Origin of the sequence: Rikenella microfusus DSM 15922 (assembly GCF_000427365.1) — a bacterium.
GTDB classification, from domain to species: Bacteria; Bacteroidota; Bacteroidia; order Bacteroidales; family Rikenellaceae; genus Rikenella; species Rikenella microfusus.
Map to the genome: position 1 here is coordinate 741,782 of NZ_KE386488.1, position 13,869 is coordinate 755,650.

11 protein-coding genes and 1 tRNA gene are annotated in these 13,869 nt (G+C 59.8%); 2 read left to right on the top strand and 10 right to left on the bottom strand.

Annotated features, from left to right (window positions below; translation table 11 throughout):
• Position 1 precedes the first annotated feature (1 nt).
• On the bottom strand, positions 2-1,198 hold the full coding sequence (locus RIKMI_RS13005; protein WP_084135171.1) for an efflux RND transporter periplasmic adaptor subunit: 1,197 nt from the start codon (positions 1,196-1,198) through the stop codon (positions 2-4).
• 156 nt (positions 1,199-1,354) lie between these two features.
• Here RIKMI_RS13005 and RIKMI_RS0104250 point away from each other — a divergent pair, with 156 nt between their 5' ends.
• A complete protein-coding gene (locus RIKMI_RS0104250) occupies positions 1,355-2,206 on the top strand; it encodes a helix-turn-helix domain-containing protein (protein WP_027290579.1) in 852 nt (283 codons plus the stop codon).
• A gap of 102 nt (positions 2,207-2,308) precedes the next feature.
• On the opposite strand, the gene RIKMI_RS0104255 is transcribed toward RIKMI_RS0104250, so the two are convergent.
• Positions 2,309-2,383: transfer RNA gene (locus tag RIKMI_RS0104255), tRNA-Ile, on the bottom strand.
• 106 nt (positions 2,384-2,489) lie between these two features.
• Between RIKMI_RS0104255 and RIKMI_RS0104260 the strand changes: the two genes are divergently transcribed.
• On the top strand, positions 2,490-3,122 hold the full coding sequence (locus RIKMI_RS0104260; protein WP_027290580.1) for an HAD family hydrolase: 633 nt from the start codon (positions 2,490-2,492) through the stop codon (positions 3,120-3,122).
• 30 nt (positions 3,123-3,152) lie between these two features.
• Here the strand turns inward: RIKMI_RS0104260 and uvrC are convergent, their stop codons facing one another.
• From uvrC to RIKMI_RS0104305, 8 genes are all read right to left on the bottom strand, one after another.
• Entirely contained in the window at positions 3,153-5,009 is a 1,857-nt protein-coding gene (gene uvrC / locus RIKMI_RS0104265; protein WP_027290581.1) for an excinuclease ABC subunit UvrC, read from the bottom strand.
• 658 nt (positions 5,010-5,667) lie between these two features.
• Positions 5,668-6,693, bottom strand: a complete 1,026-nt coding sequence (locus tag RIKMI_RS0104270; protein ID WP_027290582.1) for an NAD-dependent epimerase — start codon at positions 6,691-6,693, stop codon at positions 5,668-5,670.
• On the bottom strand, positions 6,690-8,300 hold the full coding sequence (locus RIKMI_RS0104275; RefSeq protein WP_051214342.1) for an ArnT family glycosyltransferase: 1,611 nt from the start codon (positions 8,298-8,300) through the stop codon (positions 6,690-6,692). Before RIKMI_RS0104275 ends, RIKMI_RS0104270 begins: the two co-directional genes overlap by 4 nt.
• Positions 8,301-8,922: 622 nt before the next feature.
• Positions 8,923-9,558 (bottom strand): lipid-A-disaccharide synthase N-terminal domain-containing protein, encoded by a 636-nt coding sequence (locus RIKMI_RS0104285; RefSeq protein WP_037291496.1) that lies wholly within the window; start codon positions 9,556-9,558, stop codon positions 8,923-8,925.
• 11 nt (positions 9,559-9,569) lie between these two features.
• On the bottom strand, positions 9,570-10,310 hold the full coding sequence (locus tag RIKMI_RS0104290) for a glycosyltransferase family 2 protein (protein WP_027290586.1): 741 nt from the start codon (positions 10,308-10,310) through the stop codon (positions 9,570-9,572).
• A gap of 181 nt (positions 10,311-10,491) precedes the next feature.
• Positions 10,492-11,382, bottom strand: a complete 891-nt coding sequence (locus tag RIKMI_RS0104295; protein ID WP_027290587.1) for a hypothetical protein — start codon at positions 11,380-11,382, stop codon at positions 10,492-10,494.
• A 123-nt stretch (positions 11,383-11,505) separates the two neighbouring features.
• Positions 11,506-12,234, bottom strand: a complete 729-nt coding sequence (gene tsaB / locus RIKMI_RS0104300) for a tRNA (adenosine(37)-N6)-threonylcarbamoyltransferase complex dimerization subunit type 1 TsaB (RefSeq protein WP_027290588.1) — start codon at positions 12,232-12,234, stop codon at positions 11,506-11,508.
• Between the two features lie 109 nt (positions 12,235-12,343).
• Entirely contained in the window at positions 12,344-13,609 is a 1,266-nt protein-coding gene (locus RIKMI_RS0104305) for an efflux RND transporter periplasmic adaptor subunit (protein ID WP_027290589.1), read from the bottom strand.
• Between the last annotated feature and the right edge of the window lie 260 nt (positions 13,610-13,869).

Sequence of the window (13,869 nt, forward strand, 5' to 3'; positions counted from 1 at the left end):
ATTAGTCCTCCTTGGTTTGGTTATCCGCAGCGGTCGCAGCGGTATCTGCCGGAGCTGCGGCTGCTTCGGCCGGGGCGGCGGCCGGCGCCGTTTTCGGCGTGATCGGCGTACCTTCGCGGAGCAGCCCCACGCCTTCGGCGACGATCACCTCGCCCGAAGCCAGCCCTTCGTCCACGATGAATTCCTTACCCCCGTTCACACGGGTCACCGCGACGGGCGCCGATTGGGCCTTGCCGTCCACCACTTTGTAAACGAAGCGTTTGTCCTGGATTTCGAACGTAGCGGACTGCGGAATCACCAGCGCGCCGGTCCGTTCCACCGGAATCACCACGTTGCCCGTACCGCCGCTGTGCAGCAGCCCCCCGCCGTTCGGGAACACGGCCCGCAGGCTGACGGTACCGGTCGAAGGGTCGATCACGCCGCTGATCGTCTCGATCTTCCCTTTCTGCGCATACTGCGACTTGTCGCTCAGGGTCAGCTCGATTTCAGGCATCTGTTTCAGCGCTTCGTCTTTCGATCCGTACTGACGGATCAGCTCCAGCAGCTGAGTCTCGTTCATGGAGAAATAAATGTACATGTCCGAATTGTCGGAAACGGTCGTCAGCGGCTGCGGCAGCGAAGAGCTGACCAGCGCCCCCACCCGGTAGGGCAGCGTGCCGACCACCCCGTCGGACGGGCTTTTCACCACCGTGTACGACAGGTTGTTGCGGGCATTGACCTCCTGGGCCTGCATCTGGGCGAGCTGCGCTTTGGCCGCCAGCAGGGAGTTCTCGGCCGTATTCAGGTCGAATTCGGAAACGACGTTCTGTTTGTAAAGTTCCTGTTTGCTGTCATAGGTCAGCTGCGCCGTGGCCAGCGAAGCTTTGGCGGCGGCCACGTTGGCTTCGGCGGTCCGCAGCGCGGCCTGGTAGGGAACCTGGTCGATGATGAACAGGGGCTGGTCTTTCTTCACCCGCTGGCCTTCGACCACGCACACTTTGGTCAGCGTACCGCTGACCTGGGGATATATTTCGATATCCTGCCGCCCGCGGATCGTCGCCGAGTAGGCGCTCGAAAGGGTCCGGTCGGTCGGAGCGACCGTCATCACCTCGTATTCCGTTGCCACTTGGACCTGCGGGGCTTCCTTACAGCCTCCGGCCGCCAGAGCGCAGGCGGCCAACAGTCCGGCCTGCTTCATCTTGCTTAACATTTTGCTCATTTTTACGTTACCGTTTGGAATTTTGGTTACAAATATAAAACGTTTCCGCTCGTGAAAACTATTCATGCCACGCTCAGTTTTGTTCATTTTCGGAACAAGTTGCCTTGCGTAGTCGGTGAAAATCACTATTTTTGCCCCTCTTCGATGCAACGAGCGATGAAACAGAACAATTCGGAACGGGTCCTGCTGCAAAAAACTTTCATTGCGGGGACTTACAACCTGACACATACGACGAACCGGCTGTGGAAACTGGAGGGAGGGGCCATTTTCATCTGCCGGCAGGGAACGGCCAGCGTGAACATCGACCTGAAAGATTACGAGATCGGTCCGGAAACCGAGGTCGTGCTCCTGCCCAAAACGATCTTCCGGATCAACCGGATCAGCGACGATTTCACCATCTCGCTTTTCGGGTTTCCGCTGAACATGTTCCACGAAGCGTCGTTCCGGATGGAGCCGGGTTTCTTCGGATTCCTGAAAGAACACCCCTGCTACGTCCCGCCGAAAGAAAACACCGGCGCCGCGAACGGGATGATGCAGACCACGGAAGCGGTCTATTCGGACAAACAGAACCGGTACCGGGACCTGATCGCCAAAAACCAGCTCCGTTGTTTCCTGCTGGACATTTACGACAAATCCTACCGTTTTTTCGGCCGCCAGCAAATCGAAGGAAGCAACCGGCAGGACGAACTCTTCAAGAAGTTCATGACGCTGGTGCACGAATATTCCTCGTCTGAACGGGAGGTCTCGTTCTATGCCGACAAGCTCTGCATTTCGACCAAATATCTGACCAGTATCTGCCGCCATGTGAGCGGAGCCTCGGCCAAGATGATCATCGACAATTTCGCCCTGCTGGAGATCAAGGTACTGCTGCAATCGACCGAACTGAGCATACAGGAAATTTCCGACCGCCTCAATTTTCCGGATCAGTCATACATGGGACGTTATTTCAAGCGCCATGAGGGCATATCGCCCAAAGAATACCGTGCAGGCGGCCATTTCGAATCCTGAGGCCCGCCGTTTCCCGTTCGCGGCGGCCCCGGACTGTCCCGGCAAATACAAGAAAAAGCGTCCGCAGACCGGTTGTCCGCGGACGCTTTTCCGTAACGGGTGTGGGCCCAGCTGGGCTTGAACCAGCGACCCCCTGATTATGAGTCAGGTGCTACTAACCAACTGAGCTATAGGCCCTTCTCTGTCGCCCGCGAATACGGGGTCTGAGAATACGTGTGCAAAAATATACTTTTACGCCAGAATATCCAAATCGCCCGCCCCGACCATGCCACAGAAAACCGCTATGACCGACGGAATCCGGAATCTTATTTTCGATTTCGGCGGCGTATTGCTCGACATCGACATCCGCCGCACGGTCGCCGCTTTCGCGGCCCTGGGCCTCCCCGGCCTCGATCCTTTCGATACCCATCCCCGCAACGCCGGGGTATTCCTGCGGCTCGAACTCGGACAGATCACGGAACGGCAGTTCGTCGAACAGCTGCAAGCGCTCGTTCCCGACGGAAATCCCGTCCCGGCTCCCGCGCAGCTGCTCGATGCCTGGAACGCCATGCTGCTGCCTTACGACTGGCGGCGGTTCGAACTGCTCGACCGCCTGCGTGCCGAAGGACGACGCATATTCCTGCTCAGCAACACCAACCTGCCCCACCGGAGATGTTTCATCGACCGGTTCGACCGCGGCAATCCCGCAGGGAGACCCTTCGAAAGTTATTTCGACCGCTGTTTCTGGTCCGACGAGATGCACCTGCGCAAACCCGCCCCGGAGATCTACCTCGCCGTACTCCGGGAAGAGGGTCTCCGCGCCCCGGAAACCCTTTTCATCGACGACAACAGCCCCAACACGGACGCCGCCCGCGAACTGGGCATCCGGACTTTCCATCTCGCCCCTCCGACCGCCGTGTCCGACCTGTTCGGATAACCCGCGGCAATGAATGGATGGCCGACGCGGTCAGGATTCCGGCCGTTTATCTCCGGAACTCCGGTTGCCGAGATAGTCCAGCAGGATCCGCGCCCGACCCGCGCCGATCAGTTCCGCCAGCTCCGCCTCCGGCGTGCGGGCCATCCGGGAGAGGGTGCGATATTTCTTGAGCAGGCGTTCGATCGACGTCCTGCCCAGCCCCGGCACGTTCTCCAGTTCCGATTTCAGGAAATTGATCGACCGCTTTTGGCGGTGGAAAGTGATGCCGAAGCGGTGCGCCTCGTCGCGGATATGCATCAGAATGCGGAGCGACTCGCCCGTCTTGTCCAGATAATGCGGGAACGGATCGCCGGGATAATAGACCTCTTCCATCCGTTTGGCCAGCCCCACGACCGACACTTTCCCCCTCAGCCCCAGCTTTTCCAGCGCCGCGAACGCGAACGAAAGCTGCCCTTTGCCGCCGTCGATCACGATCAGGTCGGGCAGCGGCTGTCCCTCTTCGATCAAACGCCCGTAACGGCGCGTCAGCACCTCTTCCATCGAAGCGAAGTCGTTGGCGCCGACGACGGTCTTGATGTTGAAGTGACGATAATCCTTTTTGCTCGGCCTCCCGTCCCGGAACACGACGCACGAAGCGACGGGGTTGGTCCCCTGAATATTGGAGTTGTCGAAACACTCGATGTAGCGCGGTTCCACGGGCAGGTTCAGGTCTTTTTGCATCTTGGCCATGATCCGGTCCGTATGGCGGTCGGGGTCGGTCTTCTCGATCTGTTTGAATTTTTCGAGGCGGGCCAGCTTGCAGTTCTTCTCGGCCAGCCGGAGCAGCTCCAGCTTATCGCCCCGCTGGGGAACGGTAAAATTCACGGTCGGGAACAGTTCCGCATCGGGCATCATCGGCACGATCACTTCGCGGGGCAGCGGAATACCCTCTTCCCGTGCCTGGGAAAATACCTGCCCCAAAGCGAAAGCGAGCAGTTCGTCGGGCGACTCGTCCAGTCGTCCCCGCATCTCGAAGGTGAACGAATGCACCACGGCTCCGTGCACGATCCGCATGTGGTTGCAGAACGACGCCCCCTCGTCGTTCAGGACATAGACGACCTCCAGGTTGGTCAGCGTAGCGCTGACGATGACCGACCGGCTGCTGTAACTGGAGAGCATCTCCAGCTTGTCCTTGACGCGGGCGGCCTGTTCGAAATGGAGTCCTTCGGCCAGTCGTTTCATTTCGGCCGTAAAATACTCTTCGGCGGGCCGCAGGTCGCCGCGCAATATGTTTTTGGCCCCGGCGATGCTCCCGGCGTAATCCTCTTCGCTCTGGTATCCCACGCACGGCCCTTTGCAGTTGCCGATATGGTATTCGAGGCAGACGGAATAGGTACCGCGGGAGACGGCCTGAGGGCTGAGGTTCAGTTTGCAGGTACGCAAGGGGTACAGCCCGCGGATCAGCTCCAGCACGGCGCGTTGCATGGTCACGGACGAATAGGGGCCGAAATAAGCGGAGCCGTCCCGGACGAATTTGCGGGTGGAAAAGATTCTCGGAAAGGGTTCGTTCTTGACGACGATCCACGGATAGCTTTTGCTGTCCTTGAGCAGGATATTGTATCTGGGCTGAAGCTCTTTGATTAGGTTGTTTTCGAGCAGCAGGGCGTCGGCTTCGCTCCCTACGACGATATGCCGCAGGTCGGCGATCTGACGCACCATGACCTGCACTTTACGGGTATGGTCGGCTCTCGATACGAAATAGGAGCTTACGCGGCGCTTGAGGTTCTTGGCTTTGCCCACGTATATGACGATCCCTTCGGCGTTGAGGAACTGGTACACGCCGGGGCTGTCGGGCAACAGGGCTACTTTTTCTCTGACGCTCTGACGTATGTTTTCGTCGCTGTCCATCTTTTTTCTCTCCAGTGAATCCCGGCAGCCGCCGGACCGGTTGGCGGAAGTACGGGCTTCTCTCCGATCCCGTCTCCGGAAAATGCCTCCACCCTACGGAAAGCCCGGCACCGCTCGGCACTTGAACCGCGCCGTAACTACCCGGCTTCCTCAGGCATCCGGCCCAAATGAAATATAACCGTACGGTTAAAATATAAGTTTCCGCGTCAGCGGGCGGGCCGGACGCCTCCCCGTCGGGAGGCCCGCAACCCTCGTAAACTCGGAGCGGTCTCCCGGGCGCCCGACCCGAATGAAAAATAACCGTACAGTTATTTGCCGAGGGTCGCAGCCTGCGGAGACCGTGAACGAGCACCGCGAGCGAGCGGGCCTCCGCAGGGCGAGGCTGCGGCCCGCGCGACCTAAAGGTCGCAAAACATGTCCCGGCCATTTAACCGTACAGTTATTGCAAGGTCAGATCCCTGAGGAAGCGCAGATAGTTACAGTCCGGCCTGCGCGCCCTCAAATATCCCCCTTAACCATACGTTCGTTAAAGAGCCGCAGGCTGCGAAGAACGCCACATTCACGGCAGTTACCCCGAAACAGGCAACGCGCCTCCTCCCGCTACTGCTTCCGCATTCCGCCCTGAGGCCGTGCAAATCCTGATAAAAGTCCGAACACGCTACGGCAGCCGGTGATACGCCCGATACCAGCGGCAGAACCGGTCGATCCCCTCCTGCAACGGCGTCGCGGGGCGATAACCGAGATCGCGCTCCAGCGCCGAAGTATCCGCATAGGTGCGGTAAACGTCGCCCGGTTGCATGTCGAGAAACTCTTTGACCGCCTCGCGTCCAGCCGCCCGTTCGATCGCTCCGATGAAGTCCGCCAGAGCTACCGGTTCGCTGTTGCCGATATTGTAAACGGCCGCCGCCACCCCGTCCGCATTCGCGGCCGGAGGCGCGTCGAGCACCGCGCACACCCCCGTTACGATGTCGTCGATATAGGTGAAATCACGATACATGTCGCCGTGGTTGAACACCCGGATCGGCCTTCCCTCCAGAATCGCGCCCAGAAACAGCGACGGGGACATGTCGGGCCGTCCCCACGGCCCGTAAACCGTAAAAAAACGCAACCCCGTCGCCGGAATCCCGTACAGTTTGGAATAGGCGTGGGCCATCAGTTCGTTCGACTTTTTGGTCGCCGCGTAAAGGCTCACCGGCCGGTCGGTCATGTCCGTTTCCGCATACGGCACTTTCTCGTTCAACCCGTAAACGCTGCTCGAACTGGCATAGACCAGGTGCCGGACGGGGAAATGCCGACACGCTTCCAGAACGTTCAGGAAGCCTGCGATATTGCTTTGGATGTAAGCATACGGGTTCTCGATCGAATAACGCACCCCGGCCTGCGCCGCCAGATTGACCGCCGCATCGAACCGCTCGGTTTCGAACAGGGCGTCGATAAACGCCTTGTCCGTCAGGTCGGCCCGGACGAAACGGTAGCCGGGCAGTACGGAACTCGCCGCAAACGAGTGTTCCGCGAGCGACTCCGTCCCCGCAATCCCCGACTCCGCCAGACGGGCATGCTTCAGCCCCACGGCATAATAGTCGTTGATATTGTCGAGCCCCACCACCTCGTCGCCCCGTTCCGCCAACCGGCGGACGGTATGGTACCCGATAAATCCGGCAGCGCCGGTAACCAGTATTTTCATCGTTCGTCGTTTTTATGGATGACTCCGAAAGCGTAATCCCCCACCCGGTGCACCTCCTGCCCGGCGAAAGCGCGGGTCAGCGCCTCGTCCGTTCCGATCCGTTCCTTGTAGGTGATGACGATCCCCCGTTCGACCGATTCGAGTTCCTGCGGCGTTTCCAGCAGCACCACCGGCCGTCCCAGATAGACGTCGATATTTTCCGCACGGTCGATGTCATAGGTATAATAACGTTCTATCCCGGCCACGTCGCCCACCGCTTTGGCCGCGCCGCAGACGTCGCCCATACCGAGATAACCGTTGAACTGCGGCACGGCGAACGATACGGTGAAGATCGTCGCCAGCAGCCCGCCCGCCAGCGTGGTGATCGCCGTATGGAGCCGCCCGCGCCACAGCCATACGAGACACGCGACGGAAGCCAGCGTCGCCAGTGCCGCTCCCACCGGCACGAACATCGAGTCGAGCAACGGAAAATCGATCTGCTTCGCGGCAACGAACAGCCCCGGCAGGGTCAGCGTCAGTACGCCCGCCGGAACGCCGACCAGCCATTTCATCCACCGGCGAACGCCCGCTTTGGCAATCCAAATCACCGCGATATAGATGAAAAACGGGAAAGCCGGCAGCAGGTAGATCTGGATTTTGGAACTGACCATCGACAACACGGCGAAGGTGGAGAGCGCCGCCACGAGGAACAGCCGTTCGAGGTCGGTGAGCGCCATCCGCCGCCAACGGCACAGCCCCCAGACCAGCACGCCGATCGCCAGCAGCGACCAGGGAGCCAGCGAGTACCAGATCGAAACGCCGTAATACCAGATCGGGGCTTTGTGGTGGAAAGCGTCCACCGCCCGGCCGGCCGTCTGTTTGACCAGCAGGTTATCCAGATAGGCCGTACCGCCTTCGGCATAGACCGCCCCGAACCATACGACGCACAGACCGAGCAGAATGCCCCATGTCCGCCAGCCCCAATAGGTTCCTATTTTACGCCATTCCCGTTTCAACGCCAGGAAAACGATCACCGTCACCAACGGCACCAATATGCCGACCGGCCCCTTCGTGAAGACGGCCAGGAAGACCCAGAGGGGGAAAAGCAACCGGTCGCGCCGCAGGCGGTTCTCCCGGTCGGACTCCCCGCTGTATATCCGCCAGAAAGTGTGCAGGGCCAGCACAATGAACATGCACATCATCATGTCCATGCGCAGCACCACGGCGGAGCCGATGAAATAGACGCTGGTATAGAGCATCAGCTGTCCGGCCCGTCGGGCCGGGACGCCGGGCACGAGGGGCCGTACCCAGCGGTTCATGATTCGGAGGACGACCAGTGCGGGTACGACCGAAAAGAGGCTCATCCAGGTCATCAGGCCGGCCATGTTGTCGCCGAAGATCGTCCGTCCCAGCATCACGAGCCAAAGGTAGAGGGGCGGTTTGTCGGCATAGGCCGCGCCGTGGTTGTAGAACGCGAAGAGATGGCCGTCGCGGATCGCTTCGTCGGCGATGCTCAGGTAACGCAGTTCGTTGGCTTTGGTAAAGTCCCGGAAGACGAACAGCGGCAGTACTGCGATAAAAAGCAGCAGGTAGCGTCCCCAGTCTATCGTATCGAGATATTTTCGCATGGTCGGTGTCGGATATTTCGTTAGGGTTGTCTCGTTTTACGGGCTTCCCGGGCCGGTGCCGTCTGGGTCCGGGGAAAAGCGCATTAACCGTACTGTCTAAAGTACTCTCGGCTTCTTACGTTGAAACCGAAGTCGGGCAGAGGTTGCCGACCCGGGAATGTGCGATTTCCCGGTCCGACGGGAGGCAGGAACGGGGAATCGCATTCCCGGCGACTTCTTTGCTTTCTTTCTTGGTCGCCCAAGAAAGAAAGTGCCCCCGCGGCACGGGCGGGCGCAGAAAAAACAAACGCCCGTCGGCGACAGACATTACAATTAAACCTACGGTTAAATGGCCGGGACATGTTTTGCGACCTTTAGGTCGCGCGGGCCGCAGCCTCGCCCCGCGGAGGCCCGCTCGCTCGCGGTGCTCGTTCACGTTCTCCGCAGGCTGCGACCCTCGGCAAATAACTGTACGGTTTAAATAACGTTGCCGCGCCAGTGCGGGCGCAACCTTCCACCGTGGAGGCCGGCTCGTTTCCGCTCCCCGCAGCCTGCGGTCCTTTACACATAGGAACGAAATTCTCCCTTTGCCAGGCCGTAGCCGCCCTCGATCAATCAAACTCTTTCCGTACCGGGCGGTCGGCTATCCGCCGTTGCCGGCCGAAGCCGCACGGGCTTTTCTGTATATCAAAATATTGCGCGTATAGGCGATAAAACCGACCGACTGACCGAGAATCAGCACCGGGTCATGACGCACGATACCGTAAGCGACGATAGCCGCCGAACCGGTCAGGCTGATGATCCAGAAGCCGACAGGCAGTACCGATTCGCCCCGCCGCCGCGAATAAAAATACTGATAAACGAACCGCAGCGTGAAAATGACCTGCCCGACCGAGCCGAACAGCAAAAGCCACAGGGGCACCTTTTCGTTCCGGAAAAAGTCGTGGACAAAGGTATCGGCATGGCTCACGGCGAACCCGATGGCTACCACAGGCGTAACCAACAGCAGCGCCCGGGCGATTCCGGGCACTTTGGCCCACACCCCTTTGGCGCTCAGGTTCCAGATATAGATATAATACGAAATGACCTGTCCCAGCACGATGGCGAAATCGTCGCGCATCCACCCGTAGATGAACAGCAGGTAGGAACCGGCGAGGCTCAGTATCCAGAAGATCGAAGGCGACACCACGCGCTTGGCGCGTTCGGAGAGTATCCACTGGAGCAGGATACGGGCCGAGAAAAAGACCTGCGCGAGAAATCCGACGACGTAGAGCAACATACCGGCGCGGCCTATTCGAGGTTATTGCCCGCCGTGCGGTAGTTGATATAACGCTTGCGCATCCAGCGGTAAGCGAAACAGTCCATGAACGGCCCTGTCAGCCGGTTCCACAGGTGGTATTTCGAATATCCGGCCATGCGCGGGAAATGCCGCACCGGAACCTGTTTCACCCGAGCCCCCTGCAACTGGATCAGGGCGGGCAGGAAGCGGTGCATGCCGGTAAAGAACGGGATCCGTTTGGCGTAATCGGTCCGCAGCACCTTGAGCGGGCAGCCGGTATCCTCCACCCCGTCGTGGGTCATCATCCGGCGGAATCCGTTGGCGATTTTCGACGACATGTTTTTCACGAACGAGTCCTTGCGGCCGGTGCGGATGCCCATCGCCATCTCGTACTCGCCCATATGGGGCAGGAGCAGGTCGAAATCTTCCGGCGTGGTCTGCAAATCGGCATCCATGTAACCCACGTATTCCGAAAACGAGGCGTCGATCCCGGCCTTCATCGCCGCGCTGAGGCCGCTGTTCTTTTCCAGGTCGAGATAATAGAAATGTTCGTTGCGCCCGCAAATCTCGCGCAGACGTTCCGGCGAAGCGTCCTTCGAACCGTCGTTTACGAACAGCACACAGGAGGGATACCCCTCTTGTGCAGCCTGAGGAAGGTACCTCCTCAGACGTTCTTCGAGGGCGTAGATGTTGTCTTCTTCGTTATATACGGGAACTATAATGGTGAATTTATAGGCGGCGGTTTTGTTCATGGCGGATAAGTGGTGATTCGTCTTCGGGATGGCAATCCCGCCGCAAAGTTAGTATATTCCCGTGAAAATCTGCCGGTAAAGAAGTCGGTTTCGATGGTCTGTTCCGGAACATCCGGCTCCGGCGGCGCCGTCCGCACGCCGGAAATTCCCGCCGACAGGCCGGTACGGACGGATTCCGCCGCTACCGGGCCGGTTCTCCCGTCAGCCGGCGGTCGATCAGGATTCCTTTGAAAAAACGTTCGGCCACCAGCAGCCCTTCGGGTTTCGAACGGGGATAAGCGACCATGAAATACCATACCGTATGTCCGTACTGAGCCATCAGCGCCCGAAATTCGAACGCTTCGACCCCCAGCAGGTAGCTTCCCGACAGGCTCCGCGCCTCGATATTGGGAATAGAATAGTCGTTGCGGAAAAATTCGAACCCCTGCAAGCCGTTCTCCTGCAACATGCCGAGCAGAATCTGGCGCGTGGCGATATCCCGGTCCACCCCGAAGTCGGGCTGGTAATCGATCCGGCTGGCCGTCACGCTCACCGTCCCCGGCTCGGCCCACCGCCGGCTGACCGCTCCGAGCACCACCTGCCGTTGCAGGGTATCCGCCGTCAGAGAGTCGTTCTCTCTTTGCAGGGAGTCTGCCGAGAAAGCCGCATCTTTTTCGAGCGGGAACGGAAACTTGAGCGTGGCTCCCAGGTCGTCGTAATAACCGATCTGCCACGCTTTGTCCAGCAGGGCCGCGATCGACGCGCTGCGGTTGTCGCGGTTCCACGCCCGGTAGCCGACGATGCCGACCGCCGTGACCAGCACGGCGATCCCCAGCGCCAGCAAGGCCCGGCGGGCGGCTTTGCCCCGCATGATAGCGCGGCCGATTTTCCGCTGTTCGCGCACCCCTTCGAGCGCGGTGCTGCTTACCGCCAGCTCGCCGAGGTACTCGCCGAACTCCCGTCCCGGATTGCGTTTGCTCCATTCGGCGAAACAGTTGTCCATCTTACGCTTGCAAACCGGGCAGAAGACCATGTACTGCGATTTGATCTCCACCAGCCTGCCGCAATGGTTGCATTTGATGTAATGCTGCATTTCGTCTTTTACTTTACCGGTTATAAAACCGAAGCCCGGACGGCTTTCGGCCGATTTCCGCCCGTTCCTGCGGCGGTTCTCCGTCGAACGGTCGTCAATGGCCCGGCAGCCCCGCCCGTTCTCCTATTTAGCGTTCGGCAGTCCGAGCGCATCGCGTTTGCTGCGGGTCGCTACGAAGTCCTTCAGGTAATAGGGTTCGTAGTAGGCCGTATCGACGAAATCGCCGGCGTTGAAAGCCGCCTCGGCCAGCGTCACCAGTCCCCGGGCCGACGACGTTACCCGCGCGAACCGGGCCTGGGGCAGCAGGTCGGCGCATTTCCGAGCACCGTTGCCGAAAACCAGCAATTCGTGTCCCGCCGCGAAAATATCCGCGAAACTCTCCGGAGTCAGGATATGGGCGCTGGTCTCGCCGAGCGGGTTCAGTGCGGTATCGAACAGACGCGTATAGACTTCCATGCGCCGGGCGTCGATCATCGGGGCCAGCACCGCGGTCTGCGGATGTTCAATGTCCACGATGCCCGCCTCATACTCTTCCATCGCGATGTTGGCCAGCGCTTTGAGCGAGTCCACCGCGATCAGCGGCATTCCCAGCGCGTAGCACATGCCTTTGGCGGTCGAAACGCCGATCCGCAGGCCGGTGTAGGAACCCGGCCCCCCGCCGACGGCCACCGCGTCCAGTTCGTCGGCGTCCATGTCGTTCTCGCGCAATACCTCGTCGATATAGACGCCCAGATTATTGGCGTGCGCGCGCCCTTCGCCGCCGCTTTCGCGCAGCGAGATCATCTCTCCGTCTTTGGCCAGGGCTACGGAGCAGATTTCCGTGCCGGTCTCTATGGATAATATCAGTGCCATTTATCGTTTCGATATAACTTGTCTTTTCCTCGGCGGCGCCCTTGTGTACGAAGCGATTCGGGCGCTCCCTGCCCGCGCCGGGCAAAGCGCGCGACCGGCTTTCCGCGGTTTATTTTCCGGTCTCCGCGGTTGCCAGCGATGCCACCGGCTTTACCTGCTGACCGTCGGTCAGCTTCTTGGAAATTGCCGTGAACGGCGCCGTTACGACCCGTACCGTCGTATCCAGCCCTTCGCCCGACACTTCGATGAATTGTTTGTCCTGGATACCGGTCCGCACCGGCAGCATACGCACCTGCGAGCTGTCGGCCCGATATGCGAATACGACTTCTTCGTTCGCCGCCCCGGGACGCGTGGTCACGGCCTGAATCGGCACCGAAAGCGCCCGCCGGGTATCGGTCCGTATGTCCACGGTAGCCGACATGCCGGGCCGGAAAGGAGAGAGCTGTCCGCCCTGCCCGTCGTCGCGCACCAGATCGGCATACGACTCCGGAAGGATGTAGATCCGGACCTCGAAGTTGGTCACCTGGTCCGACGAGGTCGCGGTTTCGCTGCCGGTCGCCGTATTGGCGATACGGGTCACCACGCCTTCGAACTTGCGGCCCATATAGGCGTCCACTTCGATCGAGGCGGTGTCGCCCAGCTCTACGCGCACGATGTCGTTCTCATTCACGTCGGCCCGCACTTCCATCTGCGACAGGTCGGCGATGCGCAGCATCTCGGTACCGGCCATGGTGGCCGTTCCCACGACGCGCTCGCCCAGCTCGACGTCGAGTTTCGAAACGGTGCCGCCGCTGGGCGCAAAGATCGTGGTTTTATCGAGATTTTCCTCCGCCTCTTTCAGCGAGGCTTCGGCGCTGCGGATGTTGAATTCGGCGGTGCGCACCTGCGCTTGCAGGCTCCGGTATTCGGCTTCGGCGCTCTGGTAGTCGGCCTCGGAGATGGCTTTCTGCCCGAACAGCTGTTTTTGCCTTTCGTAGGTTTGTTCGGCCAGCACCAACTGCGAACGGGCCTGCTCCAGCTGCGCTTTCGACGAATTGAGCGTGGCTTCGGCCCGCTCTTGTACCGACTGGTAGGTGTCGGGCTTGATCTTCAGCAATAACATCCCTTTCCGCACCTGTTGCCCCTCTTCGACGTTCAGTTCGACGATCTCGCCGGAAACGTCGGGCGAAATCTTGACTTCGGTGACGGGCTGCACGCGGCCGTTGGCCGAAATCAGTTCCACGATGGTACGCACTTCGGGTTTGCCGAGGGTTACCTGTTCCAGCGGTTCTGGCCACAGCACGCCGCTTTTCTTTCCGACGATCAGCAGGATGACGACCAGCGCGATGGATCCCCAAACGATCGACCGCCGTTTTCTTTTATTCTTTTTTGCCATATAGCGTCTATTTTCTGCGATTATCCTGGTTTCCGTCTCGTGCGTCCCCTCTCCGGAAAAGGTACCGGTCTGTCGTCCGGCGCAGGAATGGTGCCGCCGGGGGCGGGGGAACCGCTGCACGAACTATGAATCGTATGGTTAAAATGCTTTACCCCTCCGGTTTTGCGCCTCCTTCCGGGACAGAGCCGCTTGGGCGCGTTACGAATCGCAATATTAAATTGTACGGTTAAACTTATATGTTGTCGCCCGGAGCCAGCGAG